This is a genomic window from Bacillota bacterium, from assembly GCA_013178125.1.
Taxonomy (GTDB): Bacteria; Bacillota; SHA-98; order Ch115; family JABLXJ01; genus JABLXL01.
Genome location: JABLXJ010000023.1, coordinates 1 through 24,804, shown reverse-complemented (window position 1 = coordinate 24,804; position 24,804 = coordinate 1). Strand labels below are relative to the sequence as shown.

Here is a 24,804-nt window from a genome sequence, read left to right as displayed (position 1 = left end):
GTATCCCCCTCCCCCACGGGACGCATAACTGGGAAAATCTGGTTACACTGTGTAGACATTGCCACGCGGAAGCACATCGTTCGGGGATAGGGGGGTGGAAAAATCTGGCTTCGGCACGCCCATCACCGGGCGGGGAGCTCCGCGTACGTGCCGACGGTCTGTAATCAAACATGGCCCGGAAGAAACCACCCACGGAAAAACGCGCTGCCGGGACCTACAGGCCCGACAGAGACGCAAGCAAACAACCGCATCGTCCTCTCGGCGCTGCTCCGGCTGGCATGAGTAAGCCGGCCCAGGCCGTCTGGCGGCGCCTGCGGAGGCTCGGCCTCTTCACCGAGGCCGACCGGGATGCGGTCGCCAGGTACTGCGCCCTATCCGTGTTCCTTGCCAGGCTGGAGCAAGAGGTGATGACTGAGGACCCCATCATCCGAGATTCTAAGGGCGGCGCTCCCAAGCGCAGCCCTGCGGCCCTCCTCTACCTCTCGACACTCAAGGAGTTCCACGCCCTGGCCAAGACTCTCGGTCTCGCTCCTGCGGCCCGCGGCTATGCGCGCCCGGAGGAAGACAGGCTCGCCACCCTGGAGGCCTTGCTGAATGGCGACCACGAAGAAGACGACGAAGAAGAAGACTTCGCCGCGGATGGACCGCGGCAGCAAGTACGCAAAGGCGATCGCCGAGGGGAAGATTCTCGCCCCTCGGGCGGTAAAGCTTCTCGCTGAGAAGCACTTACAGGACCTTGACACGCATCCAGACCTCTATGACACTGCCGCCGTGCGCAGGTTCACGCGCTTCGCCGGGTCCCTCGTGCAGTGGAAGGACCGTTGGGCCGGAGAGCCCTTCCGCCTCCTCCCATGGCAGGAGTTCCTCGCCTCCATGCTTTTTGGGTGGCGTGATACTGACGGCTCCCGGCGATACCGGCAGGTGTACGTGGAGGTGCCGCGCAAGAACGGCAAGACCTCCTTCGCTGCTGTCGTGGCGCTCTACCTCCTCCTCGCCGACGGGATAGAGGGGGCGGAGGTCTATGCCGCCGCGACCAAGAAGGACCAGGCGCGCATAGTGTGGCAGTCCGCAGTGGAGATGGTGCGCCGCTCCCCCTGGGCGCCGGAGCTGGAGTTCTTCAAGACGTCCCTCTCCTTCCCCAGGACGTCGAGTTTCTTCCAGCCGCTGGCGTCGGATGAGGACACCCTGGACGGCCTCTCGCCTCACGGGGTGATCATCGACGAGCTGCACGCCCACAGGACGTCCGGGGTCTGGGACGTGTTGACCTCCGCAGTGGGGGCGAGGGAGCGCCCTATCGTGTTTGCCATCACCACCGCTGGCGCAGGCGGGCAGGACAGCATCTGCCGCAGGCTGCATGAGTATGGCCTGCAGGTCCTTGAGGGGGCCGTGGAGGACAGGCGGTTCCTGCCTCTCATCTATTCACCTGATCCCGAGGACCGCTGGGATGACCCTGCGGTGTGGCGCAAACTCAACCCCTCTCTGGGAGAGACGGTTACCGAGGAGTTCCTCTCTGACGAGGCCGCCAAGGCTCGTGGTATCCGCTCCGAGGAGGAGAAGTTCCGTCGCTACTATCTCTGCGAGTGGGTGCAGTCCAGCGAGGCGTTCATCGCACCCTCCCTGCTCTCGCAGGCCGCGGGCGGTAAGGAGATACCGCCGGGCTCTACGGTCTGGGCGGGGCTGGACCTTTCACTGACCACCGACCTCACGGCCCTGGTCTGGTTCCGCGAGGCGGAGCAGGGGAGGCTGGAGGTGGACGCGCAGTTCTTCCTCCCCCGGGGTAGGGCGGAGGAGATGAGCCGCGAGCACCGCACGGACTACCTTGATATGGAGCGCAAAGGGTGGATCACCTTGCCCCGCGGGGATGTATTTGACTTCGACGACCTGATGATGAGGTTCGAGAAGCTGCTCTCACCCTATCGGGTGGTCGGGGTGGGATACGACCCCTGGTGTGCCTTTCACCTGGCCCAGAAGATGGAACGGCAAGTGCAGATGGTGGAGGTGCGCCAGAGCCGCAAGGTCATCTCCCCGGCCATCTCTGAGCTGGGGAAGCTGTTCCAGACTAAGAGGATCAGGGTACGCAATCCCCTGCTCCTGCGCCACCTCGCCAACATGAGGGTGAAGGTCGGAAGCGACGGGCTCCTCTATCCGGATCACAAAAGTGGAGCCCCTATCGACGGGGCCACTGCGTTGATCAATGCCTTATTTCTGCGACAGAAGATGCCTGATGCGCGCAGGGGCGGGGGGATACAGGGTTTCCATCTGTTTTAGGAGGTGATCTTGGATGAGCAAAGAGGTCATGGCATTCGCCGTCATCATCGCGGCGCTCGCTGCGGTGATCGTCCTCATGGGTTTGGGGACCATTCCCGTTGATGTTGGGGTCCCTATTCTCACAGCCGCACTGGGCGCGGCAATAGGTTACCTGTTCCCATCCCCGCTCAACCAGTAACAGAGGGCATTGACCCATGGCGTTTTTCGGCAAGAAAAGAGAAAAGCGTGCGCTGGACCACAGGATAGGAGCATATTTCCTCGGCCTGGGAGGCGCGGACGCCAACATTCAAAAGTTGTCCACCGTCCTCGCGGCCGTGAACGTGCTGTGTCAGGATCTTGCCCGGGTGCCGCTCGACCTCTACGAGCGGCGGGACGATGGCGGGAGGGTCAAAGCGACCGGGCACCCTGTGCAGGATCTGCTCAAGCGCCCTAATCCCATGCATTCTGGGTACCGGTTCTTCTATCAGTTGTGGTCTGCAGCTATCTGGTATGGGAATGGATACGCGGTCATCAGGCGTAGCGGGGGAGTGGCTGCCGAGTTGTGGGTGGTGGACCCAACGAGGGTAGCCGTCTCGGTGAATGGCGATACCCTGCTATATACTGTCTCGAGCAGCCAAAGCGGCGGAGGGTCTCGCACCTATCAGGCCAGAGACATCATCCACGTCCCAGGATATGGATACAACGGGAGGATAGGATACCCTCTGGCCGATTACCTCCTCCATGTAGCCAACCTGCAGGAACGGGTGACCAAGTTCCTCACCGGATATTTCCAGTCCGGCGCCTCCCCTGGCATGGTGGTCAAGCTGCCTTTTGACCCTACACAGGAGGAGGCGGAGCAGATAAAGGCCAAGTTCCAGCAGTTCAAGGGGAGTCATAACTGGTTCAATGTCGCCGTCCTCCCGCGCGACTGGGATCTGACCAGGCTGTCCATGGAACTGGACGAGCAGAAGCTGCTCGCCCTGCTCACATTCACCGTGGAGGAGGTAGCCCGCCTGTTGCGTCTCCCCCTTTGGAAGTTGGGTATCTACCAGAACCTGAACTATAACTCCCTGGAGCTGATGTCCAGCATCTATATCGCTGACAGCATCTCTCCTTGGATGACCAGCCTGGTGGAGGAGCTGGAGGCGAAGCTGCTCACGCCAGGGAGGCATTACATCGAGCCCAACTACAATGCTCTCCTGCAGACCAACACAGAGGCCCGCTACCGTGCTTACGCTACCGGATTACAGTGGGGCTTCATGACCCACAACGAGGTGCGCCAGCGGGAGAACCTCCCCTCCTACGGCGACTTCGGCGATAAGGTCATGATTCCCGCGAACATGCTCATCTACCGTCCTGGGGAGGATGCTTCCGCACAACCAGCGCCGTCAGGAGAGGAGGCCCCGCGCTCGAAGCGAGCGGTGCAGACTCGCGGCCTGTTTTTGCGCCGCTCCCGCCACGATGTGGTGGAGGCCGCGCGCATCAAGCAGCGCGTGGCCCTCTCCTATCGAAAGCAATTCGAGGCGGAGCTGGGGCGCATCCTGCGTCGGGAGACCAATGACGTCATCCAGAAGATGGCAAAGCTCGGGGTGTCCAACGAGCTGTACGACTGGTACTTGAACGACTACCAGCCGCGCCACAGAGATTATGTCGTCTCCGGCCTGCGCGATGTCATGATCGCCGAAGCGGAGGCCGTGCAGGCCCTGGTGGCTGCGGAGGTACAGGGCTTTGCGGGCATTACTCCCCGCGTGCAGGACTGCATCGACGTCCATGCGGAGCGAGTGGCTGACCGCCTGCTCAAGCGTAACGCCTCCGCCCTGCACGGCATCGTCCTCGACGGTCTGGAGGAAGCAGAGGCGCGCAAGGCGGTGCAGGGGTGGATAGCGGAGGTGGCCCCGCAGCTTGCTGCCTGGGAGGCTGTGCGTATTTCTGGCCTGGTGAGCAAGGCGGAGTACCATTACCACGGCCTGCCCTTCCAGTGGGTCCACCTGGACAATCTCTCGCCCTGCGAGCTGTTGGACGGGAAGGTGTTGCAGCCATCGTTCCGGTGCGAGGGGAACCCCTTCCTCTCCGTCAGCGACCAGCTGCGGCTCAAGGACGGGCGCGAGTTTAACCCGGGATGGAACGTGACCACGCCGCCTATAACTGAGGGATGCACCTGCCAAATCATGGCAGTGTTCGATTAGGAGGTGATTGTCTTGCCAGCTATAAAACCGCATAAAACCGAGGTTATCGAAGCAGAATGGGACGCGAACGAGGAGGTGGCCCGTCTGCGCCCCGGAGAGGACGAGGCGTATTATCGCCGTATGTTCGCCTGGCAGGATCCGGATGCAGACCCCACCACTAAGACCGCCTACAAGTTCCCTCATCACAAGGTTTCCGGAGATGGCGAGCCTGGCCCTGCGGTAATCAGGGGATGTCAGGCGGGCATCGCCGCCCTCAACGGAGCGCGTGGAGGCGCTGACATCCCGGACTCCGATCGCGAAGGGGTCTGGGAGCACCTCGCGTCTCACCTGGAGGACGCCGATGTCGAGCCCGCGCCTCTGAAGAGGGGAGTGGAGATCCCCTACGCCGAGTGGCGCGCGGTCCGGGGCAGGCCTGAACTGCGCCAGGGCGGCGAGCAGGACAGCCCCGGCATCATCGAGGCCACCCCCGGTATCCCTTACGACACCCCCGTCTCCGACGCCATGGGGTTCAGAGAGGTCATCGACCGAGGCGCTGCAGCTGAGGCCGTCAAGAACGAGATGATCATCTGCACCTTTAACCACAATCCATCGGAGTTGCTCGGCTTTGTTGGGAACAAAACCCTTGAGTTGAGTGAGACCGATACGGGGGTCAATTGGAGGTGTGTCCTCCCGCCCACCATTGATGGGCGGAAGGTGGCCGACCTGGTGGCAGGGGGTTACGTGTGGGGTGCCTCCTTCATGTTCCTCCCCACCAAGGAGATATGGGAGGGGGACGTCCGCCACATCGTGGACATGGAGTTGTGGGAAGTGGGGCCTGTCTCCATGCCCGCCTACGACGCCACACGTGTGTCTATATCGCGGGGCCTGTTCTCTCCTCGGGAGGAGCTGGCACTGCGTCGCAGCATGGCTGGGTTCGCCACGGATGAGGACATGGACGTCCTCTACCGGGCGTATCGATACCTCGCTGACCTCTTCCAGGGGGAGGAGGCGAAGCGAGAGGCGGCCAAATCCGCTGAGGGCAGGGGCCTGACGCGGCTGGCCGAGTTGCTGTCCGAGATCCTAAGACGACTGTAGGAGGTGAACGAGATGAAGGAGATATTGGAAAGGATCCTCGGAGCCCTGCAGGAGGGGCGCGACCTCACTGAGGCCGAGCTGCTTGAGGCGCGCCAGGCTCTGGCTGCGGAGATACCGGAGGAAAGGCCGGAGCCCGGCATTACCCGCATGGGCGGGCAGGACGAGATGGCTGAGTTCCGCTCCTACTTGCGCGGCGAGACCCGGTCCCTGCACACCGGTGTGGGTTCTGAGGGTGGCTACCTGGTGCCGCAGGGATTCTACCGCACCATCGTGGAGAAGAAGGAAAAGCTCTCCGTCATCCGGAAGCTGGCCACCGTCCAGTCCACCACCAACAAGGAGACGCCGGTTCCCATCGATGCCTCCACCGCCGAGGCGCAGGTCATAGCGGAGGGAGCGGACTATCCTCTGCTCGATCTGGCCTTCGGGCAGAAGGTGCTGCGTGCCCACAAGTTCGGTGGGATCACCACCGCTACGGAGGAAATCATCCAGGATGCCGCGTTCAACATTGAGGAGCTGGTGGCTTCGCGCATCGCCAAGTTCCTGGCCCGCGCGGAAGACAAGAAGTTCATCAACGGGACCGGGACGGGCGAGCCTCGTGGCCTTCTGCTCGATGTGACTGTCGTGAATAATGACAGCCCACTCACCCCAGGCACCATCCCCATCGACATCGTGCGTGAGATGGTGGGGTCCCTAGATGCCGCGTACCTGGAGAACGCCACCTGGCTCATGAGCCAGTCGGTGTATGCGGCCCTGCTCGCCAACGCCAAGCAGACTGGGGATTACTACCTGCTGGACTTCGTGTCCGGTCCGGCTCCTAAGCTGGCGGGGCGCCCTGTGGCCATCTCCGCATACATGCCCGCAGCCAACGCCCAGTCGTCCGTGGTCCTTGTCCTGGGGGACTTCAGCGAGTTCCTCATCCTGGACCGCGAGGGGATGGAGCTCCAGGTCCTCAAGGAGCTGTATGCCTGGGTTGGAAAAATCGGGTACAAGTTCCATACCCGCACTGACGGCGTCGTCGTGGTCTCCGAGGCGTTTGTGGGTGCGGTGACTGGCACCACGCCGTAAGGCGGTGATTGGTGCCGCTTTTAGCTAAAGTGGGGCGGGGCCTTTCCGGCCTCGCCCCGGCACCTAAACCCGGAGGTGACGTATGATCACCGCGACAGAGATAGCCCAACGCCTGGAGATCGACGAGGCGTATGCCGAGGAGCTGCTGGCTATCTCGAAGGAGTTCCTCTCCTCCGTCATCGGGGCACGCATCGATCCACAGCCCAAGACCCACTACTTCGTCCTCGAGACCGATACTAATATAATTAGTGCCCCGGATGAGGGGCCTTTCCTCACCGTCAGCTCGGTGACCGTCATCACCGAAGACGTCGAGGTGACCCCTGGCTGGAAGCGTACTCCATCGGGGGAGACCCTTACCCTCGACGTCATCTATCCTGCCGGGTCCACGGTTGCGGTTGACGCTACCTGCGGCCTTGCGGCCCCGGAGGAGACGATAGACCAGCTGCTCCTCATGACTTGCCGCTACTTCGCCGAGGGGTGGCGGCGCGAATACCTGCCGGACATCGCTTCCATCTCCTATTCCGGCGTGTCCATGTCCTACCGTTCCACCGACCCCTCCCATCCGACGGGGGTCAAGGAGCTGGATGCGCTCATTCGTACCCTGCGGCGTAGGAGAGTTGCGCTGTGAACTTCGCGATTGAGGTACAGAAACGCATGGACCTACAGAAGGACCTGCGCGACCTGCAGGAGAGGCTGCTCTCCAATGCCGTGGCCTACGAGATGCTGCAGGAGGTGCGGCGCGCAGCCCCGCGTCGCACGGGCAGGCTGGCGGGTTCCTTCGGGGCCAAGGTCGATCCGGGGGAGGAGATAGATATATACTCCACCTCCTTCATCGCCCGGCTCTACAACTACGGGTTCCGCCCGCACGTGTGGTTTACCCAGCTGCCCGGCGGGCGCAAGGTGTTCCACCACAGCCCCGGAGCACGGAAGAATCCGCAGGGTAACTATGCCGAGCCCGCAGTGAAGCGCGTGCTGCGCCGCCTGAGGGGGTGATTGGATGCTCTCGACGACCATTGCTGCCATATACCAGGAGCTGAGTGGGCGAGTGAGCTGGGGAAAGGTCATCCTCGGCCTCAAGCCCCCGGTCACTGAGGGGTTCGCAGGTGTCTGCATCTATCCACGAGCCTCGAATACGCAGATGACCTATGACCTACGGCGAGCGGAACACGAGGTGGCAATCGAGGTGCATTCGCCCCTCTCGGAGTCGGTTGTTGACTTCGTGGCTCGGGTCGAGGAGGTGATGGAGGGGCTGGCAGGTATCCCTGAGGTGACGCGCATACGTGTGGATTACAATCCAGGCAACTGGTGTGAGATCACGGTGACCGTCCCTGAGATGGAAAACATTGGGAGGTGAAACCATGGCGAACTATGACGTGTTCGGACTGCAGAAGCTGGAGGTGTACGATAGCAGCACCTCCGCCTGGAGGCAGATTCCCGGTGTGGAAAACGCCTCCTTCGAGGAGACCGCGGAGACCGTGGAGGTCAAGGGCGACGACACCATCGTGGCTACCTGGCGCCACGCCCAGAAGGGCGAGCTCAAGTGGAAGGCGAACATCATAGACTTCGACGTGCTCGAAATCCTGACCGGAGAGACCGCCACGTCGGAAACGGATGGAGGGGAGAGTATCCCCGGCATGACCGCCACCACGCTCTATCCCCGCAACCTCTGCTTCCGCCTGACCCAGATGGCCAAGAGGCGCAGCGACGGGGAGTTTGGGACCCTTGTGACCACCATTTACAAGGTGCAAGGATTCGCCAAGGTGACCGGGCAATCCTACGGCGAGCCAAGCTCGCTGGAGTTCGAGGGCACAGCGCTCCCCACGGACAAGGATGAGCTGGGGCAGGCTCTGCCCAAGGTGATGGGTTACAAGCAGCGGTTCATCCCCTCCTAATAAGAGGTAGCCGTGAAATCTGTCGAACTCTCCTACGGATCGGTTGACGTCCGAGAAGCCAAGGTCAAGGAGTGGCCGGAGCTCTACGAGTGCGCCGCGGATCTTGCCAACCCCTACCAGAGCGGCGAGGCCCTGGAAAAGGTCGTCGAAAAGATATATGCGACCTGGACCAATGCCAAACTGCAAGACCCCGCTGAGGTGGCCCTCGAGGATGTATGGAAAATCCTGGAGGCCGCCGCTGGGCCGCGCGGTAAGGCTCTCCGCAAGCTCCCTGAGCTCTTCGCGGAGTACATGGCCGCTTTTTTCGGTTCCGAGGGAGGGAAGGAACTCATCAAGACCACCCTCCCGAAGGTGACCGCTGGCGAGACCACTTCGTAGAGGCGGCCCTCCTCTCCCTGGCGTCTCATACTCCTTATACGGAGATACTGGAGCTCCCTTTGTCGCATTACGACTACCTCGTGTCTGCGGTCAACAAATTCTACCAGAGGAAGTGACCTATGTCTCGCGGTGAAGAGATACTGATACGCATAAAGGCCGAAGCCCAGCAAGCCGTCGAAACGCTGAAGCGGCTCGATGCCCAGGCCGACGCCCTGAAGAAGGGCTTCTCCGGCGTTGGGGACGTCATCCGTAAGGGCTTCAAGGTCGCCGCCGCCACCGTGGCCGCGGTCGGGACTGCCTCCGTGGCCGTGGGCGCAAAGATGCTCTCGGGAGCCGGGCAGGTGGAGCGTTATGCGGCCGTGCTGGAGACGGTCGCCGGCTCCGCGGAGACTGCCCGCCAGAAGCTCGCATGGCTGCGGGACTTCGCCGCCAAGACCCCCTTTGAGCTCCCCGGCCTCATGGAGGCGGCCACTAAACTGGAGGCCTACGGCTTCTCCGCTGAAAAGTATTTGAGCGTGCTCGGCGACACCTCCGCGGCCCTGGGTAAGGACGTGATGGCCGCGGTGGAGGCCCTTGCCGACGCCACCACGGGGGAATTCGAGCGCCTCAAGGAGTTCGGCATCCGGGCCTCCGTCGACGGAGCGAAGGTTGCTTTCGAATACGTCGACAAGTCCGGTAAACAGCAGCGAGCGGTCGTCAACAAGAACAACCGGGAGATGATCGCCTCTACCCTTACCGCCATCTGGAACGAGCGGTATGGAGGGGCGATGGAGCGCATGTCCACCACCTGGGAGGGCATGTGTTCCAACATGAAGGATGCGATGACCAAGGCCCTAGCCGATGCTGGCAAAGACCTCCTCCCGATATTCAAACCCGCCCTGGAGCAGGTCACCGCTTTCCTCGAGGGGGAGCAATTCCGTGGGATCCTCCAGACCATCGGCACCTCCTTCGCCGAGTTGGCGCCGGTGATCATGCGGGTCTTCGAGGCCGCCTCTCCGCTGGTCGAAGTCTTTGGCCAGCTGGTCGAGGCCCTCACGCCCGTATTCGTCGACCTCATCGGGCGCCTTGCCGACGTCCTCTCCCGGGCCGCAGAGGCGCTGGTTAATTCTGGGGTCGTGGACTCCATTGCCAGGATCGTCCAGGCGGTGGGATCGGAGTTCGTCGACCTCCTCGACCGCCTCCTCCGGATCGCTATCCCCCTCCTCGACATCGCCCTCAAAGCCATTACTCCCCTCATCGAGATAGCCGACAAACTGGGGCTGATCCAGGGCTTCGTCTACGCTCTCATCGCGGCCGAGGTGGCCTCCGGCATCTCGTCTCTCGTGCAATCCATCATGACCCTCGCCTCATCTCTCATGGGTCTGGGCACGGCTGCCGCCGCGGGAACTGCGGCTACGGGAGCTGCAGTCACAGGCGGGCTCGCGGCCCTTACCGCCCCGATCACCGCCTCCGCCAGCTCTATTGGTGCGGCGATAGGGGGCGGAATCGTAGCGGGCATCACGGGATATGCCATTGGCAACAAGATAGCCGAAGTCCTGAAGTCCTTAACGGGGCTGAAGCAGGCAGAACAGGAGTTGACGGAAGCCGAAGCGCGGGAGGCGCAGACGCAGAAGCAACTCAACCAGATGTTGGCGGAGCGGGTAGAGAAGATGCGGACCATAGTGGAGAGCAACCGGGCCGCGGTTATGAGCACGCAAGAGTACAACGATCGGCTAGCCCTGATGACCAAATATTTCCATAACCAGAAACTGGCCTCCGATTTCGCAGTGGCATCTCTGGTGGACGTGCGCGCGGCCCTGGACGCTCTGACCGCGCAGCAGACAGTATGGAACGCCACCGCAGCTGACCTCGTGGGCAAGAACGATGAGGCCGCCGCCAAGCTGCGGGAGATGGCAAATGCGGCAGCGCAGGCGCGCCTGGAGCTCGCAGCGGTGAGCGGCGTGCTCAAGGAGGAGGCTCTCGCCGCCCTTGCCCAGATGGCTCCCCTGCCCGGCCTGGTGGCGGACGCTCTGCGTTCCTCCAACCCGCAGGTTGTGGCTGCGGGGCAGGAGGCGATCAATGCATATATTAGCGGATTAGTTCAGGTGGCAGGCTTGCCTCCGGCGCAGGCTGCGCAGATAAGCAGGGCGGTTGCGCAGGCGCTCGGGTCCGCCGACCCGGAAATCAGGCGCAAGGGATACGAGCAGATAGCCGCCCTGGTCAGGGGATTGGTGCAGAGCAAGGAGTTACCACAGCAGGCGGCATGGGAGATCGCCAGGTCCGTTGGCCAGGCCCTTGGGCTGTCGGATAGAGAGATCGCGGAAATCGCGAATAAATACGGCATCGCCCTGGAAGAGATTCGAAAACAGCTGGACGCAAGGATACCGAACGTCAAGGCGGAGGCGGAAAGGTTCGCGTCCACCATGCGTAGATTGCTAAAGCTGGAGGGATCCCCCGGTGTTGACGAGTGGGCTCCACAGCTGTACCGACAAGCCTTGAGGGGTATCGAGGCTGAGTTCAGGCTCGCGAATTTTCCAGCGGCAACAGAGCACGCGATAGCGGCTCCCGCCGCCGTAATGGCTTCAGGAGGATTCACATACAACATCCATTTCCATATACCGGGGTTCTTCGGCACTAAACACGAGCTGGACGCCTTAGCCAGGCGGCTCATCACAGAACATATACCCAGAGCTCGATATGGCACAGTAGGGGCGTGATCCGGATGGCGTATTTGGCCACGTTAACGCGTGACGGTCAAACCTATTATCTGAGCGACGTCGATAGGAGTTTCGACGTCGAATACATCTTTCTGGGGGCCCAGGAAAGAAGTGTCTCGGGCAAGCTGGTTGTCGTTGAGCGAGCGCGGAAGAGGCGGTTTAGCTTTAGTTGGGATTATTTGACATACGACACTGCTCCTGATGGCGGTATAGGGCTATCTGCACTCCGTGGTCTGGTTCTCGCTGGAGGGACTTATACACTCGAACTACGCGAGACGTCTACAGGAGGGGTTGAAACCATAGAGGTCGTTTTTATGCCGGAGCGATTTAAGTATGACCTGGCGAAACTTACCGGATTAGGCCGTGCTCTCTGGAAGGTAGATGTCGTACTCGAGGAGGTTTGACCGTGCAGCCGGTCAGCCAGGCTTTTTTGGACGAGTTTGCCGGGGCGAATCCTAAGCCGAAGATAGCTGTCAGCGTCCTGGCGTCGTCAGGGTTCGCTTACGCGGAAGGCTTGTCGATATCTGCAACGGCGTCGGAGACTAAAGAGACTTACCCCGGCAGCGGCGTAAGTGACCAGGCTTTTGCTGCGACTAATGTGATTGAAGGGATCAGTAGCGAGCCTAAAAGGTATGCAGTGACAGACGTGGGTACATACACCGACCAGGGCTGGGCCACATACGGACCGGGTAGCAAGTACAACCCCGGCTGGTGGACGCGGCAGAAGAGCGACTCCACGGGAGCCCTGCCGTCTCCATTCCCGTATGTTCAGGTGGATTATACGCCCTATGCCGTCGCTTCGCGATTGCGAGTCACTACCACAACCGCATACCCCGGGCTATCTTACTGTAGCCTGGCTTACCGCCTATATGGCAGCACACAGGACATAACGGTCGGACCTTTGCAGTTCGTGAACGGACGTGCAGAGTATGACCTGGGCGATATAAAACAGATTACTCGTATAACGTGTTATGCGATCTCGACGCAGCAACCTAGTGACTATGGGCGCGTCCTAGAAGTGGAAGCAGTGCACGAGATCGGTGAGGATGCCGGGCTGGCTATAGAGGACTATGTTCTGGATGCCCGCATAATTAAAAGCTCAGGGACCCAGCAAGCCCTAGCGCCCGCTCTACCAGGTGTGGGCCTGAACGAGCTGCGCCTGACGTTATCCCGCGATTGCCAGTGGATCCCAAAGCCCCATCAGCTAGTGCAGGTGAAGATGGGTTATGGGAACGAGCTGCTACCCCAGGGCTATTATCTGGTGAGCGAGGTCAGCCCAGGACTGGATACTATTGACATCATCGCCCACGGGCTGATGTCGCTCGCGAATAATCATCTGGTCCCAGCCCTCGTGTTCAGCGGGCAGAAGAGGAGTGCGATTATAAGCGAGCTCTTGGCATGGTCCGGCCTGGCGAATACTACCGTAGCTTTAGAATCCGATGATGTCATCGACTGGTACATTGTGGATAACCAATGTGAGGTGATCAGAGCCTTAGGCGACGCATGCCAGGCTCTGTTGCTGGCCGTATATGAGGACGAGACCGGCGCTATCGTCATCAGGGACGTATATGGCACGCCCGTCGCGACACTTGAGGATGAGCTTATAGGTGCGCTGGGCGAGCAGACATACAAGCCCGTAAATCATGTGCAGGTGTTCGTCACCCGCATTACCGAGGGAGCGCAAGACTCCGTTCTCTCTGCGAGCGGGAGACTAGAGGCGGGGGCGACCACCACCTATACCTTCACGCTGTCTAAGCGCCCAGTAACCCGGTTCGTGTCTGTGCCTTGGGTGAGATCTTTCCGCTCAGACGCTGGTAGCGAGCTACCGCTACCCGAGATAGTAGACTGGGGCGCAAGCTGTGATTCTCTCTGGATTGAGCTCAAGAACACCACGCAGACGGCAGGTACATTCGAGATCGAGATGGATGGCGTGCCGTTACTGATATCAAAAGATGATGCGGTGGTGGAAGCGAAAGATGACGACGCCATTAGACTATATGGCTACTACACGCACGACGTCCACATATATACCCTCAGCACCGCCAGAGCCCAAAACCTTGCATCGGCGCTGCTAAATTACATGTCGCAGGCATCGCGCCAGCTTAAAGTCAGAATCAACAGGCCTGCGCCCCATCTGCAGTTGCGCGATGTAATTACGGTAGATTCGGCCGTAGCCGGGATCCAGGCGGATTATGTGATAACCGAGATCAGTCTCGATCTAAACTCGACCGAGCTAAACCTAGTAAAAAAGGAGGCCTTCGTCTGATGGCATTTGACATCAAGCTAGCTCGTCCCAAGCACCGCGTGGTGAAGCCACCGGATAGAGCTCAGATCTCGGATGTTTCCATAGTCACCCAGGACGCCGGGCTCCTCGCCCGCATCGAGGAGCTGGAGCGCAAGGTCGCAGTGCTGGAATCGGGGCTTGCGATGCGTGGGACGGGGTCAGACCTCATCCCGTCGCAGGAGGTCGATGCCGAGACGTTCTACGAGACCGCAAGCGACGGCACACTGCGTGCGGGTGTCGCTATAACCATCGATACGGATAAGGCAGTAGAGGTAGTGCTGCTGGACGACACCGATAAGGTAACGTCCGTCATCTCACGTGATGCCTACGTGGACGCAGGCAATCCCGACAACAACTATGGTACCTCAACCGAGCTGTGGGTGCAGGGGTTGACCCCCGTTCGCTGGACGTATTGCTACCATATCTGGGGGGGTTATCCCTCCAGCGGGCTCTGGGCCGCAGATATTGTCGCGGCATGGCTCGCCGTTTACTGCGATTACACTTTCCTCACCGACACTTTTAGCGTTGATATAGTTAGCTGCTATGGCTTCGTAGAGACCACCATCACCTGGAACGGTAAACCAGGCGATCGACCTTATAAGCCCGCGCTAATAGGTAGGCTTACCATCGACCCAGACTATACTGGATGGCTGTACTTGGACGTTACTAATTACATATGGGGGTGCAAGCAGATCCGGGCCCATAATACCAATCACTGGGCTTACTGCCTGCGCCCGACTTACGGCTACGGCGGCGCGGTCCGCTTCCAGTCCAGGGAGGCAACCAACCCGCCCAAGCTCATCTACTGGACCAAGACCTACCAGTCGCGCATCATTACTCCGCGGATGCGAACGGTCAATTTATATGGTAGACCGGGCGGCACCTATTGGTTGACCTACCGGAATTTGGATGAAAATAACGTGCCGGGTAAGTGGGCGCCGCCGGTGCAGATCACCTTGCCTTCGCAGGGGGAAGTCCCCTCCGCGCCTACACTGGCATATGACTACGTAGATGACACCTGCACTTCAGCTATCCTCACCGTTAGCCTTACCCCTCCGGCCGACTTTTCGCACTTCACCGTAGAGGAGAGAGGGATAACTAACGACGTTTTATATCGTACGTTCCGTGTGGACGCAAATACGCTTGTCTTCCCCATCGATGCTCCGGGAGCATATAAATACCGCGCTAAAACGGTGACGCGCAGTGGCCTGGAGTCTCCTTGGTCGGCTTATGTGCAGGCACCCGAGGCAAGTACCTACCGGGTCAACGGCCCGTCTACGCAGAAAATAGAGCTTGATAGCTCGGAGAACATCGTTCTCGACGTAAGTGAGCTCGGAGAGGCTTACTGGCAAAAGTTCGGTGTGGGGCAATACCGCCTGTTAAAAGCAAAGAGTGCCGATGTCCCAAACAATGCTCTCTATACCCTGGTTAGGGGTGCGGATAACTGGACGACCGACCGCACCACCACAAGCACCGTTTATGTAGACCTTGCGAATGTGGCCTACACGCCACCCGGCACGGGAACCGCGAGGATATTTTTGATTGCCACCTTTTTGGTCAACCGTGTGTCGAATACCAGGGTAACCTTCAGGTGGGGATACGACACCGCATATACTGACGTTAGGGGCTGGTGGGGGGAAGGACCCGCCAGTATAACCCTCACCTACTACTTCGACGTTCCTGCCGGAACGAGCCACACCTTCCGCCTGCAATGGGCCACCTCGAACGGATTGCTGGCGGTGTCCAACTGGGGCTTACTGCAGGTTATCGATGTCGGGAGATATTAGGAGGAGCAATGGCATACAATCCCAAGACATGGTCAGCAGACGAGCTGATAACCAGTGGCAAGCTCAACCAGTGTAAAGAGACTTTCGACTGGCTCTACGGTCGGTTTTTACCCATTCTCGGCCAGAACCGCGTGGCAAAAGACACTCTTGCTTTCTTCCTAGTCGACTTCAGCGGCGCGAACCAAATAAACCCAGCTAATAGTTCAGGAACTGGAGCGGCTGGTGCGTCGTGGAGCAAAATCCAGTTGGTCAACAACGCCTTTCTCTTCCAGGTGACCATCCCCTACGGCATCTTTTCCTCCGCGGTCATCCCGATTGCCTGTCAGACGGGGTCCGCGGCCCAGTGGGGCATCACCGTCTGCAGCGTCTGGGACGAGACACCGACGGCGTTTAAGGTGGCAGTAGTAGATACTGGAGGACCGCAATATCCAATAAATTCCACCTTTGCCTTCTGGGCGCTGCTCCTGGGCACGAGAGCGGGAGGTGTCAGTTGATGGCGGGGAACATACCCTGGGAAAATCTGACAGCCAGCGCGGCGCTCATCATCATCACCCTGCTTCTCGTGCGCTGGATGATCGGGCGGCTGACGCGAAGCCTCGATTGTCTTAAGGACACCCTGCGGGAGCAACAGAAACTGCTGGAAGAGATTAACAAGAATATGGCCAATAGGGATAAGATTATCCTAAATCACTTCGAGCACTACACCCAGGTACAGGAGCGGACTATCGAGGCTTTGGAGAAGTTGTGCCGTGCCTGGGAAATACAATAAATCCCCGTATGAGGTGATAGCTATGAAAATCGCCATCGTTTCCAGCCTGCAGGGCTACCCGGAGGAAACCTCGCCGGAGACACCAGTCGATACCACCCGCATCGCACGCCATGTGGCGGAGCGGCTGCAGGCCGCTCTGCCCCAGGTGGAGGTGGGCCTCTGGGACCGCGAGGACTACCCAGGCCAGGGCGACTGCTACATCCGCGCCCGCGAGGACGTTGTGCGCTGGGGTGCGGACATAGCCCTGCACATCCACCAGGATGCCTACAAGCCCGGCATGAGGGGCTGGTGCGTGCTCTGGCGCAATCAGGAGGCCCGGCCTCTGGCGGATTACCTGGCCGCAGCGATGCGTGTGATTCCCTCTCCGTTCCGCGGCATCATCTATAGAGACGACGTGGCCGTGCTCAAGGCCCCGCGTTGTTCGGTGCTCGTCGAGTGCGGGTTTTATACAAGTCCGGAGGACGAGGCAATCGGGGTGGCGGGGTGGGGTGATCCCCTGGTGCGCGGCCTGCTTAATTACTTACGCGATAAATACCATGTTATGCCATCGAAGGTAGAGGAGGTGAGTTTGGTGCCAAAGATTATCGTGCCGCAAAACACGGAGATGGATGGCCGAAGGGTCTATCACGTCCCCGCCTTCCGCAGGGATTGGTGGCTGGACCTGGGTTACGAGGGCCCGGGCGAGGAAGAGGTGGTCGTTTGGGTGAATGCCCAGGCCAACGACCAGAAGACCGGGAAGAAGCCTCCGGCTAGACGCATTGTCTACAAAGTACCCGGAACCCTCCATGCCGACAAAGCGCCGGGCGTGCACATCCGCCCATGCGTGATGGCAGACCCGGAGTGGGTGGTCCTCTCCATCCACTCACCAGTGCCTCTCACGGTGTTCGTTGGACCTTAACCTGATCTATGATCGTCACATCACAATCCATTCCCATCCCCTCCCGCTCCACCGTAATCCGAATTATCCCCATCGGTGACGTCCACCTCGGAACTGTTCACTGCGACCTGGATGCGCTCAGGCAGGTGGTGCGGTACATCGCTGCCACGCCCCATTGCTACTGGCTGGGGATGGGGGATTACTTGGAATGCATTCGCCACACTGACCGCAGATTTGATCCCTCCCGCTGACGCCTTAACTCATAACCAATACTCATTGTCTAATTATAACTTTACAGATTTAAAAAATTTTAAAAATATACCGATATATATTGACAATAGTATCGATTAGCGATATGCTTAACTCGATATGACGGCCACTGACCGGCCGCGCTAAGAGGAGTGACATGAAGGCGCATAATGTCTTGGGATTGCTTTTAAAAATCAATGGTCTCAGCCGTCGTCGGCTCGCCGACCAAACTGGCATCCCCCGCTCCTACATAAACGACATCGCTTCCGGCCGACGTATTCCCACAGACGAAGAACTTCTCCGTATCTGCCAAGCCCTGGGGGTCACGCCGGAGATGATTTATCCCAACCCGGAGCTAAGAAAAGCCCTCGCGGAGGTATGAGGTGAGAGGGGCGAATAACTATCACGAAATTGCCGCCCTCCGAGAGGTGGAAGAGCAGATCATGGACGTGGTGGCGAAAGCTCGGGAGATCCTCGCCCGCCAGGCCACCGTGGAGGAGCTCCGAGCCGCTTACCTGGACATCAACAAGCGCCAGGCGGCTTACCAGGGAAAGCTCGAGGACATATTCCTCCTCCACGACCAGCGACACAAGGAGTTCCAAGCCCTCTTCCAGCGCTGTCGCCATCTCCTGGAAGAGCTGGAGCAGGCGGAGGACAGTATCCAGAACGAGTGCTTCAAGCTGCTCTTCTACGACCTCAAAGACGCCGAGGCCGCCAGGCTTTCGGCGGTGGGGGCCAACCGCAAGCTTTCCGGGTGGATAGGGAGGAACCTCCAGGCCCTGAAGTCGGCGTTTTCCAGGAGGGAAGCGGTATGAATCTCCTCACTGCCGAACAGGTTGCCCAAATACTGAACATAAATCCTGAAACAGTTCGCCTCTACGCGCGCCAGGGTAAGCTTTCTTGCTACCGCTTCGGCCCACGCTGCGTGCGCTTCGCGGCGGAGGACGTGGAGGAGTTCAAGGAAAGGTTCAGGGTCGAGGCGGTGGATGTCTTCGTGCCGAAGGCATGCGAAATGGCACGAAAACAGCAGGGGAGGCTCGGGGCTCTCGCCAGATTCCCGAGCCTCCAGGCGAAGAGATAATAGCGAGAAAAGAATAGCCGAGATGAAAGTACAAGACAAGAGTTCCACCCCCTGCCCGAAGGAGAGCCACCGCATGCCCGTTCCTTCTCAACCCCCTAAGCGCCCTAAAAGCCCTGGTTCCTCCTCCGGGCACCCCCATTTTTGTGGAGATTGTGGGGTCGAAATCGTGCACGTGTATATCTGCCGATATTGCGGATCCGCTCTTTGCCGCCGGTGCCATACGGCACATATCAGTGGATGTGATGTGATGGGAGGTGGAAGATGATACACGGCGTGAGTGACCGCCGCAGGCTCCCCAGGGCAGGCAAGATCCGCCTCGGCGAGAAGACACTATCCCAAAAGACTGGAGCCTTATATCCCAGAGCGGTCGACTATTTCGTTTGGCCGGATGAGTATCGTAACCAACTGACCAAGATCTTTGGAGAGAGGGCAAAAGAGATCGACATCATCTTCCCGGTAGACGACCTGGAACAGATCGCCCCTCAGTATCTCAAGCGCTACGGCACGACCGGTCTCTCTTGCCGTGGGGATGGCATCACCGCCGAGCGGGTATCCGAAGGTGGTGAGTGGGTGGAGGTGGAGTGCAACCCTGAGGAATGCCCCGACTACAGAAAGAAATGCCGGCGGGTCATGAATTTACGCTTCGTCATCCCACAGCTCATCAGCGAAGGGGTATTCCAGATTGACACATCGAGCTACCACAGTATCGTCAACATCAACTCTGGCCTGGATTATATCCGGGCTCTCGTGGGACGTATCGCAATGGTTCCCCTCAAGCTGCGCATCATCCCCAAGGAGGTACAACCCGACGGAAAGAAAAAGCAGATATATGTCCTCGACATAAAGCTGGCCTCAGCGCTGAGCCTGGACGACTTGCGCAGGCTGGCCAGTGAGGAGAAGTCCGTCTTGGCCCTCCCACCCCTGCAGGATCAGGCGCCCCCGGATGATCTCTTCCCGGAGGAAGCAGCTCAATACCAGCAACCAGAAGAAGCCACTGAAGAAAGACCGATGGAATCGGATGAAAATATGGAAATCAATGATGTGGAAGACGATGTGGAATCTCTCATCGAGCAGTTGTTTGACGAGCTAGGGTTTACCCAAGCTCGGAGGACCTTAGTTCGTCGCAGATACCCCAACCAACAGTTGCTCCTGGATTATCTCTTGTCTATGCAACCATCATCGGGAGAGGTTAGATGACTTGGTGTAATGGGACAGAGAGGCATCTTGTTTCCCTGCTGCGGAGGAGAGATAGAGCCGTCTCCGCCCCGGAACTCGCCGCCGTTCTAGGGAGCACCGACAGACAGGTGAGGGCCATGATCAATCACCTGCGCAAAGATCACAGGCTGCCCATATGCTCCACTCCGGCGGAAGGGTTCTACTGGCCGAGGTCGAGAGAACATGCCAGACATACGCTGGCCCAGCTCGAAAGCAGGCGGAAAGACCTTGAAGCCGTGATCGAAGGGATTCTGGAAGGGCTCGATCGGGAGTTCGGGCCCATGGAAAGGCTTTTTGACCTGGAGGAGGCGGTGTGATGGCTACATTGATCCACGAACGGACCAGCTCCGGCGGTGTCCGTAAGTGTGATTCCAGGTGCTACAACGCAAAGGGGCCAATATGCAACTGCGTCTGTAACGGTATAAACCACGGCGTCGGTCTTCGTGCCGCGCTCGAGAACACAAGGAAGATAGCCAAGGAAATCTTAAATGCCCAATTGTCAATCGAAACGGAGGATATGGATGCCCATCAAACGGGATAAGCGACATTTTTATCCAGACAATTGGGGAGAAATCTCTCGAAGCGTGCGGGAAAGGTCTGGGTGGAAATGCGAGTGGTGCGGAGCGGAGGCGCGTAAGCCCCATCCGGTGACCGGGTCGGTTGTGGTACTGACCGTTGCGCACCTGGATCACGACCCAACGAACAACGACCCGGAGAACCTCCGCGCCCTCTGTCAGCTATGCCACAACCGGCACGATATGCCGATAAGGGCCTGGAATAGGAAATATAAACCGGCCAGTAACCAGCTGAAATTAGGGGGGCAAGATGGCTCGTAAAAGAATCATTGATCCAGATTTTTGGGTTGATGAACAAATCGCGGAGCTCCCTTTCGAAGGCCGGCTGCTCTACATTGGCCTTTGGAACTTCGTGGATGATCAGGGAGTGATCCCGTTCAAGCCCAAACAGATACGCGCGCAGATATTTCCTTATGACCCAGACATTGATATATGTTGCCTACTCAATCAACTTATCAAAATGGGAAAGCTCATAGTATATGACGCCAATGGAGAAAAATACCTGTATGTTCGGAACTTTTCCCGCCATCAGTCCATAAAGCGACCCACTTGTAAGTACCCTCCTCCTCCTAAATTCCCCACAAGTTCCGAACATGTGGGGAACATGTGGGGAACATGTTCGGAACATGTGGGGAACATATACGGAACATGTTCGGAACATGTTCCCCTGAATAGAAAAGAAGGGAATAGAAAAGAAGGGAATAGAAGGGAAAACGAAAGCCGCGAGAAGGCCTGGGAGGTCATCCGGGAGATCGAGTCCATCCTCGGAGCCCCTCCCTTCACTGGGTCCCAGGTCGGGGACGGGCGAAAAGATCGCATGGTGGAGGAGCTCTCAGCCGTCTGCCGCCTCCTCTCGCCAGCGGAGGTGGTGGAGATTGTGAAGCGAGAGCATGACCGCCGCGTCCAGGAGTCCAAGGGCACCGACCGGCCCACAAACCTGGCCTACTATATGCCCGCCATCAAGCAGGCTTTCATCGAGCGGGACAGGGCCCTTGAGGAGGCGGAGCGTAAAAGGGACGAGGAGAAGAGGGCCGCAAAGAGGGATGCACACGAGGAACCCGTGCCCCTCGGGGAGATACTCGGAAAAGATCTCACGGAGGAAGAGAGGGAAAAGGTGTTGGACCGTATCAAGCAGGTCAAGGAGAGGATAAGGGCATAGACCGCAGCCGATGTAAGTCGGTTGACATGAACCAGCTGGCGGAGTGTTTGGACATGACCGAGAAGGAGCTCCAGGCAACGGTAATAGAATTGGCCCAACTTACGGGCTGGCGGCATTACCACACCTACGATAGCCGCCGAAGCCCGGAGGGGTTCCCGGACTTGGTGTTGGTCCGGAGGGGACGGCTGATCCTCGCCGAGCTCAAGAGCGAGCGTGGCCGGCTGACCGTCCATCAGAAGATATGGCTCGAAGAGTTGGCTGACGTGGAGCGATACAGCTTGGGTAATGTCCGTGTACGAGTGTGGAGACCACGAGACTGGCTGTCCGGTGCTATCGAGGAGGCTTTGAGATGACCGTATATTGGGATTACGACGCATTGGACGAGAGGTGCGAGTGCGGCAACCTCTGCGCCGCCTGGTGCGACCTTTGCCGCTCGTACATATGCCAGGATTGTAAGGATTACCATGCCGCTGGATGGTGTTTAAAGGAAGATGAATGAATTGATATGCCCCCTGGCCGAGCAGTGCCTGCCCCGCTTCTACGAGCGGGTGCTGGCCGAGATGAGGCTCATGGAGCGCGTGGGGAAGGGTGGAGGCATTATCAAATTGTTCTGGGACGGTAAACGGTGGCGGATCACCGCCATCCGCGGAGCGAGAGGAGAGAGGAGCGAGAGGAGAGAAAGGAGGTGAGCCCTAACCCCAGCCTGTTCGTCCAGGCGCTACCTTGAGGTGTCGGCTTCGAGCCAAGCGGAAAGTGGGCTCGACCGTGTGGTCGGGCCCTCTTTTTTGGGAGGTGGAAGTGAGGCGGAAGAAGATGGTCGGGATAGCGTTGATGCTCTTGGCCCTTGCGGCATGGGCCATCCTCCAGGCAGCCATCCAGGGTGTGGAGGTGGAGCAGGTCCGCAAGTTCTCTCACCCACAGGAGGAGCAGGTGGTCCTCCGCTCCTGGGCGGAGGCGGAGAGGCTGGAGCGGCATCTCGCCGAGAGTGAGGCCCGCCTCCAGGCGGTGGCATCCCGGATAGACGCATACCTCGCCCGCTGGGGATCCCCGCTTGCGGGATGCGGCAGAGTGTTTGCCGAGGAGGGCGAGCGCACCGGCGTCAACCCTCACCTCCCGGTGGCCATAGCCGGGGCGGAGTCGACCTTCGGATTGGCGTGTTTCGCTCCCCACAACGCCTGGGGGATGCTCTCCTATCCACAAGGATTTGCCTCCTGGGAGGAGGGCATCCGAGCCAACTTCGCTTGGCTGGCTAAGCATTACGGCAGGCCGCAATCAGCCTACGATTGCCCGGGATACTGCGTGCCCGATCATCCCTGGATGGAACGTGTGCAATCCATAATCCGCGAGTTGGAGGAATCGAGATGAAGGACCCTTACCGCGAACTCTACCCATTATCTGCACTTATCAGCCGGGTTGAGGAGAGGCTCGAGTTGGGAGCGGAGAGATATGGAGACGAGGATTATGTGCACAAATCGGTCTTAGAGGAGCTCGAGTATGAGGTTTTGGATTGTGTTGCCTACGTGTATCTGTTGTGGCTCAAGGTCCAGCGCATTAAAACCACGGCTATCAGTGCCGGTGTAGAGGAGGTGATGAAATGATCACCATCAGACATCCAATCCCGATACGCGAGCTATTGCAGATCATGCGCTGCCTAATGCTCTCGGGCTACCGCAACTGGATCTCCATGCGCAATTAGGAGGTGATGGTATGCGCTCGTCGGAGGTTGTGGCTCTCATCTTCTTCGGGCTGCTCGCCGCCTTATTCTTTGTGAGCTACTTCTGGCAACCCTTCTCATTGGCATGTGCGGTAACCTTCCTGATTCTTGGCGCCATAGCCGGATTCATCCCGGATTGTGGCAGGAACCACAAGATAGGAGGGACGGATTGCTGATGGAGAGGGCGGACATCGTAGACGTGCGCGACCAGGCGGAGAAGATACTCCGCAAAGAGAGGGTGTCTGAGATAGCTAGACGCCTGGGGGTGAGTCCGCAGAGGATATCAGCTATCAAGCATGGCCGGGAAAAGCTTACTAAACAGATGGCCGTCCGCATCATCCGCGCTTATCTTCGCCCGCCAGAGAAGTCCGTGGTGCATCGGATGGACGCTGAGGAGCTCATCCGCAGGCTGTGCCGGGAGGAGGACATTTCCGGCCTGGAGGCCGCGGCCAGGGTGGCCATATCCAGGGTGGTGCGCGAGGAGCTTCTCCCCGCCCTCCGGGAGGCCTTGGCGGATTGGGTGAGGGAGGCGAAGAAAGAGATCTGGGGGGATGTGGATTGAGGCCTGGAGGAGACACTATTCTCCCACCAGAACCATTACTCGCTGCGATCGAGTTCCTGTATGTGCTCGCGTCGGGCACCAGGCGTCATGATCTCTACGAGTTAACCGGGGGGTGCCCATTTCGGCTATCGCGCAGGAGGGCGGAGCGTAGCGGGTTGGTCAAAAACGACCAGGCCTTTCAAGATCTGTGCGATCTGGATGACTTCTTAGACCGTCTTGGCAGGCGAATTCTTTCAGGAGGCGATTGGAGGAAAATGATAAGGTGGGAAGCCATAAAAGGGCTCCCGGAGAATTATTAACCCTTTAAATTTCTTGACCAAAAGTTATGCAACAATCGATGATTTAGATAAGATGGAGCATTGTTGACTATAGGATAAGCCCGATCAGGTCGGGCTTGTTTTTATGGGATAAAACAAGGGAGGAAAAATGAGGGGATTCGGCTGTTATCATCATGCCGCCGTAACTGTCGGGACCACAGCGACATTGCTCTCAGCTGGTGCGCCGCGGGCGTTGAAGCGGGGGCTGGTGTTGAAAAACAACAGCAGCTCTGTGGTCTATATCGGCAGTGAGGGAGTATCCACAAGCAATGGCATGCCGCTCGATCCTGGGGAATGGTTATACCTGGAAACAGACGCAGATATTAGTAGACAACAAAGTCAATGAGAATATGCTCTTATCCGACGTGTAATAATCCCGCTCAAAGGAGATCGCTGTTCTGCACCCACCACCGCCTCCAGGCCCCCGACCTTCGCCCAGGTTCGGTGGAGCGGGGCTATACCTGGAAGTGGAAGTGCGTGCGAGCAGAGTACCTTGCTCGGCATCCTGACTGCGAGAGGTGCGGGGCGCCAGGCGAGGTGGTGCACCACCGTATCCCCCTCCCCCACGGGACGCATAACTGGGAAAATCTGGTTACACTGTGTAGACATTGCCACGCGGAAGCACATCGTTCGGGGATAGGGGGGTGGAAAAATCTGGCTTCGGCACGCCCATCACA

The 24,804-nt window shown here is 59.0% G+C and carries 36 protein-coding genes; 35 read left to right on the top strand and 1 reads right to left on the bottom strand.

Annotation, left to right across the window (positions count from 1 at the left end):
• The 19 genes from HPY71_13795 to HPY71_13705 form a co-directional block, all read left to right on the top strand.
• Positions 1 to 164: HNH endonuclease (locus HPY71_13795; protein ID NPV54566.1), on the top strand; the 164-nt coding region annotated here is incomplete at its 5' end.
• A gap of 6 nt (positions 165 to 170) precedes the next feature.
• Positions 171 to 719 (top strand): phage terminase small subunit P27 family, encoded by a 549-nt coding sequence (locus tag HPY71_13790; protein ID NPV54565.1) that lies wholly within the window; start codon positions 171 to 173, stop codon positions 717 to 719.
• Positions 720 to 771: 52 nt separating this feature from the next.
• A complete protein-coding gene (locus HPY71_13785; GenBank protein NPV54564.1) occupies positions 772 to 2,268 on the top strand; it encodes a terminase large subunit in 1,497 nt (498 codons plus the stop codon).
• A gap of 13 nt (positions 2,269 to 2,281) precedes the next feature.
• Positions 2,282 to 2,446, top strand: a complete 165-nt coding sequence (locus tag HPY71_13780; GenBank protein ID NPV54563.1) for a hypothetical protein — start codon at positions 2,282 to 2,284, stop codon at positions 2,444 to 2,446.
• Positions 2,447 to 2,462: 16 nt separating this feature from the next.
• Positions 2,463 to 4,433, top strand: coding sequence for a phage portal protein (locus HPY71_13775; protein ID NPV54562.1), 1,971 nt, complete (start codon positions 2,463 to 2,465; stop codon positions 4,431 to 4,433).
• 12 nt (positions 4,434 to 4,445) lie between these two features.
• A complete protein-coding gene (locus HPY71_13770) occupies positions 4,446 to 5,507 on the top strand; it encodes a hypothetical protein (protein NPV54561.1) in 1,062 nt (353 codons plus the stop codon).
• 12 nt (positions 5,508 to 5,519) lie between these two features.
• A complete protein-coding gene (locus tag HPY71_13765; GenBank protein NPV54560.1) occupies positions 5,520 to 6,572 on the top strand; it encodes a phage major capsid protein in 1,053 nt (350 codons plus the stop codon).
• Positions 6,573 to 6,654: 82 nt separating this feature from the next.
• Positions 6,655 to 7,200, top strand: a complete 546-nt coding sequence (locus HPY71_13760; GenBank protein ID NPV54559.1) for a hypothetical protein — start codon at positions 6,655 to 6,657, stop codon at positions 7,198 to 7,200.
• Entirely contained in the window at positions 7,197 to 7,565 is a 369-nt protein-coding gene (locus HPY71_13755; GenBank protein ID NPV54558.1) for an HK97 gp10 family phage protein, read from the top strand. The genes HPY71_13760 and HPY71_13755 overlap by 4 nt, the downstream gene beginning before the upstream one ends.
• Positions 7,566 to 7,569: 4 nt before the next feature.
• The gene (locus HPY71_13750; protein NPV54557.1) at positions 7,570 to 7,926 is read left to right on the top strand and encodes a hypothetical protein; all 357 of its coding nucleotides are present in this window, start codon (positions 7,570 to 7,572) and stop codon (positions 7,924 to 7,926) included.
• Positions 7,927 to 7,930: 4 nt separating this feature from the next.
• Positions 7,931 to 8,464 carry a hypothetical protein gene (locus tag HPY71_13745; protein NPV54556.1) on the top strand — a complete coding sequence of 178 codons (534 nt, stop codon included), beginning with the start codon at positions 7,931 to 7,933 and terminating at the stop codon, positions 8,462 to 8,464.
• A gap of 12 nt (positions 8,465 to 8,476) precedes the next feature.
• Entirely contained in the window at positions 8,477 to 8,842 is a 366-nt protein-coding gene (locus tag HPY71_13740; GenBank protein NPV54555.1) for a hypothetical protein, read from the top strand.
• Between the two features lie 119 nt (positions 8,843 to 8,961).
• Positions 8,962 to 11,538: a hypothetical protein gene (locus HPY71_13735; GenBank protein NPV54554.1), complete on the top strand. Its 2,577-nt coding sequence runs from the start codon at positions 8,962 to 8,964 to the stop codon at positions 11,536 to 11,538.
• A 5-nt stretch (positions 11,539 to 11,543) separates the two neighbouring features.
• Positions 11,544 to 11,942, top strand: a complete 399-nt coding sequence (locus HPY71_13730; protein NPV54553.1) for a hypothetical protein — start codon at positions 11,544 to 11,546, stop codon at positions 11,940 to 11,942.
• Between the two features lie 2 nt (positions 11,943 to 11,944).
• Positions 11,945 to 13,804, top strand: a complete 1,860-nt coding sequence (locus tag HPY71_13725; GenBank protein ID NPV54552.1) for a hypothetical protein — start codon at positions 11,945 to 11,947, stop codon at positions 13,802 to 13,804.
• Positions 13,804 to 15,609, top strand: a complete 1,806-nt coding sequence (locus HPY71_13720) for a DNRLRE domain-containing protein (GenBank protein ID NPV54551.1) — start codon at positions 13,804 to 13,806, stop codon at positions 15,607 to 15,609. Before HPY71_13725 ends, HPY71_13720 begins: the two co-directional genes overlap by 1 nt.
• 8 nt (positions 15,610 to 15,617) lie before the next feature.
• Positions 15,618 to 16,103: a hypothetical protein gene (locus HPY71_13715; protein NPV54550.1), complete on the top strand. Its 486-nt coding sequence runs from the start codon at positions 15,618 to 15,620 to the stop codon at positions 16,101 to 16,103.
• Positions 16,103 to 16,378, top strand: coding sequence for a hypothetical protein (locus HPY71_13710; protein ID NPV54549.1), 276 nt, complete (start codon positions 16,103 to 16,105; stop codon positions 16,376 to 16,378). Before HPY71_13715 ends, HPY71_13710 begins: the two co-directional genes overlap by 1 nt.
• The gene (locus HPY71_13705) at positions 16,359 to 17,276 is read left to right on the top strand and encodes a hypothetical protein (protein ID NPV54548.1); all 918 of its coding nucleotides are present in this window, start codon (positions 16,359 to 16,361) and stop codon (positions 17,274 to 17,276) included. The genes HPY71_13710 and HPY71_13705 overlap by 20 nt, the downstream gene beginning before the upstream one ends.
• Before the next feature lie 20 nt (positions 17,277 to 17,296).
• Here the strand turns inward: HPY71_13705 and HPY71_13700 are convergent, their stop codons facing one another.
• Entirely contained in the window at positions 17,297 to 17,476 is a 180-nt protein-coding gene (locus HPY71_13700; protein NPV54547.1) for a hypothetical protein, read from the bottom strand.
• 185 nt (positions 17,477 to 17,661) lie between these two features.
• Between HPY71_13700 and HPY71_13695 the strand changes: the two genes are divergently transcribed.
• The 16 genes from HPY71_13695 to HPY71_13620 all read left to right on the top strand — a co-directional run.
• Positions 17,662 to 17,886: a helix-turn-helix transcriptional regulator gene (locus HPY71_13695; protein ID NPV54546.1), complete on the top strand. Its 225-nt coding sequence runs from the start codon at positions 17,662 to 17,664 to the stop codon at positions 17,884 to 17,886.
• Between the two features lie 61 nt (positions 17,887 to 17,947).
• Entirely contained in the window at positions 17,948 to 18,319 is a 372-nt protein-coding gene (locus tag HPY71_13690) for a hypothetical protein (GenBank protein NPV54545.1), read from the top strand.
• Positions 18,316 to 18,585 carry a helix-turn-helix domain-containing protein gene (locus HPY71_13685; GenBank protein ID NPV54544.1) on the top strand — a complete coding sequence of 90 codons (270 nt, stop codon included), beginning with the start codon at positions 18,316 to 18,318 and terminating at the stop codon, positions 18,583 to 18,585. The genes HPY71_13690 and HPY71_13685 overlap by 4 nt, the downstream gene beginning before the upstream one ends.
• 261 nt (positions 18,586 to 18,846) lie before the next feature.
• Positions 18,847 to 19,782, top strand: a complete 936-nt coding sequence (locus HPY71_13680) for a hypothetical protein (GenBank protein NPV54543.1) — start codon at positions 18,847 to 18,849, stop codon at positions 19,780 to 19,782.
• On the top strand, positions 19,779 to 20,117 hold the full coding sequence (locus HPY71_13675) for a hypothetical protein (protein ID NPV54542.1): 339 nt from the start codon (positions 19,779 to 19,781) through the stop codon (positions 20,115 to 20,117). Before HPY71_13680 ends, HPY71_13675 begins: the two co-directional genes overlap by 4 nt.
• Positions 20,117 to 20,341 (top strand): hypothetical protein, encoded by a 225-nt coding sequence (locus HPY71_13670; GenBank protein NPV54541.1) that lies wholly within the window; start codon positions 20,117 to 20,119, stop codon positions 20,339 to 20,341. Before HPY71_13675 ends, HPY71_13670 begins: the two co-directional genes overlap by 1 nt.
• Complete coding sequence (locus tag HPY71_13665) at positions 20,322 to 20,636, top strand: HNH endonuclease (protein NPV54540.1); 315 nt, start codon at positions 20,322 to 20,324, stop codon at positions 20,634 to 20,636. Before HPY71_13670 ends, HPY71_13665 begins: the two co-directional genes overlap by 20 nt.
• A gap of 367 nt (positions 20,637 to 21,003) precedes the next feature.
• Entirely contained in the window at positions 21,004 to 21,534 is a 531-nt protein-coding gene (locus HPY71_13660) for a hypothetical protein (GenBank protein ID NPV54539.1), read from the top strand.
• Positions 21,535 to 21,587: 53 nt separating this feature from the next.
• Complete coding sequence (locus HPY71_13655) at positions 21,588 to 21,887, top strand: VRR-NUC domain-containing protein (protein ID NPV54538.1); 300 nt, start codon at positions 21,588 to 21,590, stop codon at positions 21,885 to 21,887.
• A gap of 138 nt (positions 21,888 to 22,025) precedes the next feature.
• The gene (locus tag HPY71_13650) at positions 22,026 to 22,223 is read left to right on the top strand and encodes a hypothetical protein (protein ID NPV54537.1); all 198 of its coding nucleotides are present in this window, start codon (positions 22,026 to 22,028) and stop codon (positions 22,221 to 22,223) included.
• Positions 22,224 to 22,332: 109 nt separating this feature from the next.
• On the top strand, positions 22,333 to 22,899 hold the full coding sequence (locus HPY71_13645; protein NPV54536.1) for a glucosaminidase domain-containing protein: 567 nt from the start codon (positions 22,333 to 22,335) through the stop codon (positions 22,897 to 22,899).
• Positions 22,896 to 23,132, top strand: coding sequence for a hypothetical protein (locus HPY71_13640; protein NPV54535.1), 237 nt, complete (start codon positions 22,896 to 22,898; stop codon positions 23,130 to 23,132). The genes HPY71_13645 and HPY71_13640 overlap by 4 nt, the downstream gene beginning before the upstream one ends.
• 109 nt (positions 23,133 to 23,241) lie before the next feature.
• Positions 23,242 to 23,424, top strand: a complete 183-nt coding sequence (locus HPY71_13635; protein ID NPV54534.1) for a hypothetical protein — start codon at positions 23,242 to 23,244, stop codon at positions 23,422 to 23,424.
• The gene (locus tag HPY71_13630; protein ID NPV54533.1) at positions 23,424 to 23,810 is read left to right on the top strand and encodes a hypothetical protein; all 387 of its coding nucleotides are present in this window, start codon (positions 23,424 to 23,426) and stop codon (positions 23,808 to 23,810) included. The genes HPY71_13635 and HPY71_13630 overlap by 1 nt, the downstream gene beginning before the upstream one ends.
• Entirely contained in the window at positions 23,807 to 24,109 is a 303-nt protein-coding gene (locus HPY71_13625) for a hypothetical protein (GenBank protein ID NPV54532.1), read from the top strand. Before HPY71_13630 ends, HPY71_13625 begins: the two co-directional genes overlap by 4 nt.
• 495 nt (positions 24,110 to 24,604) lie before the next feature.
• Positions 24,605 to 24,804 (top strand): HNH endonuclease (locus HPY71_13620; protein ID NPV54531.1); only part of this gene is annotated, 200 nt, incomplete at its 3' end.

What these genes read in the sequence shown, in the direction of transcription:
- HPY71_13790 (NPV54565.1), top strand. Translation starts at nt 171, where the DNA reads ATGGCCCGGAAGAAACCACCCACGGAAAAACGCGCTGCCGGGACCTAC.
- HPY71_13780 (NPV54563.1), top strand. Translation starts at nt 2,282, where the DNA reads ATGAGCAAAGAGGTCATGGCATTCGCCGTCATCATCGCGGCGCTCGCT.
- HPY71_13775 (NPV54562.1), top strand. Translation starts at nt 2,463, where the DNA reads ATGGCGTTTTTCGGCAAGAAAAGAGAAAAGCGTGCGCTGGACCACAGG.
- HPY71_13765 (NPV54560.1), top strand. Translation starts at nt 5,520, where the DNA reads ATGAAGGAGATATTGGAAAGGATCCTCGGAGCCCTGCAGGAGGGGCGC.
- HPY71_13760 (NPV54559.1), top strand. Translation starts at nt 6,655, where the DNA reads ATGATCACCGCGACAGAGATAGCCCAACGCCTGGAGATCGACGAGGCG.
- HPY71_13750 (NPV54557.1), top strand. Translation starts at nt 7,570, where the DNA reads ATGCTCTCGACGACCATTGCTGCCATATACCAGGAGCTGAGTGGGCGA.
- HPY71_13745 (NPV54556.1), top strand. Translation starts at nt 7,931, where the DNA reads ATGGCGAACTATGACGTGTTCGGACTGCAGAAGCTGGAGGTGTACGAT.
- HPY71_13735 (NPV54554.1), top strand. Translation starts at nt 8,962, where the DNA reads ATGTCTCGCGGTGAAGAGATACTGATACGCATAAAGGCCGAAGCCCAG.
- HPY71_13730 (NPV54553.1), top strand. Translation starts at nt 11,544, where the DNA reads ATGGCGTATTTGGCCACGTTAACGCGTGACGGTCAAACCTATTATCTG.
- HPY71_13720 (NPV54551.1), top strand. Translation starts at nt 13,804, where the DNA reads ATGGCATTTGACATCAAGCTAGCTCGTCCCAAGCACCGCGTGGTGAAG.
- HPY71_13715 (NPV54550.1), top strand. Translation starts at nt 15,618, where the DNA reads ATGGCATACAATCCCAAGACATGGTCAGCAGACGAGCTGATAACCAGT.
- HPY71_13710 (NPV54549.1), top strand. Translation starts at nt 16,103, where the DNA reads ATGGCGGGGAACATACCCTGGGAAAATCTGACAGCCAGCGCGGCGCTC.
- HPY71_13695 (NPV54546.1), top strand. Translation starts at nt 17,662, where the DNA reads ATGAAGGCGCATAATGTCTTGGGATTGCTTTTAAAAATCAATGGTCTC.
- HPY71_13690 (NPV54545.1), top strand. Translation starts at nt 17,948, where the DNA reads ATGGACGTGGTGGCGAAAGCTCGGGAGATCCTCGCCCGCCAGGCCACC.
- HPY71_13685 (NPV54544.1), top strand. Translation starts at nt 18,316, where the DNA reads ATGAATCTCCTCACTGCCGAACAGGTTGCCCAAATACTGAACATAAAT.
- HPY71_13680 (NPV54543.1), top strand. Translation starts at nt 18,847, where the DNA reads ATGATACACGGCGTGAGTGACCGCCGCAGGCTCCCCAGGGCAGGCAAG.
- HPY71_13675 (NPV54542.1), top strand. Translation starts at nt 19,779, where the DNA reads ATGACTTGGTGTAATGGGACAGAGAGGCATCTTGTTTCCCTGCTGCGG.
- HPY71_13670 (NPV54541.1), top strand. Translation starts at nt 20,117, where the DNA reads ATGGCTACATTGATCCACGAACGGACCAGCTCCGGCGGTGTCCGTAAG.
- HPY71_13665 (NPV54540.1), top strand. Translation starts at nt 20,322, where the DNA reads ATGCCCATCAAACGGGATAAGCGACATTTTTATCCAGACAATTGGGGA.
- HPY71_13655 (NPV54538.1), top strand. Translation starts at nt 21,588, where the DNA reads ATGACCGAGAAGGAGCTCCAGGCAACGGTAATAGAATTGGCCCAACTT.
- HPY71_13650 (NPV54537.1), top strand. Translation starts at nt 22,026, where the DNA reads ATGAATGAATTGATATGCCCCCTGGCCGAGCAGTGCCTGCCCCGCTTC.
- HPY71_13640 (NPV54535.1), top strand. Translation starts at nt 22,896, where the DNA reads ATGAAGGACCCTTACCGCGAACTCTACCCATTATCTGCACTTATCAGC.
- HPY71_13635 (NPV54534.1), top strand. Translation starts at nt 23,242, where the DNA reads ATGCGCTCGTCGGAGGTTGTGGCTCTCATCTTCTTCGGGCTGCTCGCC.
- HPY71_13630 (NPV54533.1), top strand. Translation starts at nt 23,424, where the DNA reads ATGGAGAGGGCGGACATCGTAGACGTGCGCGACCAGGCGGAGAAGATA.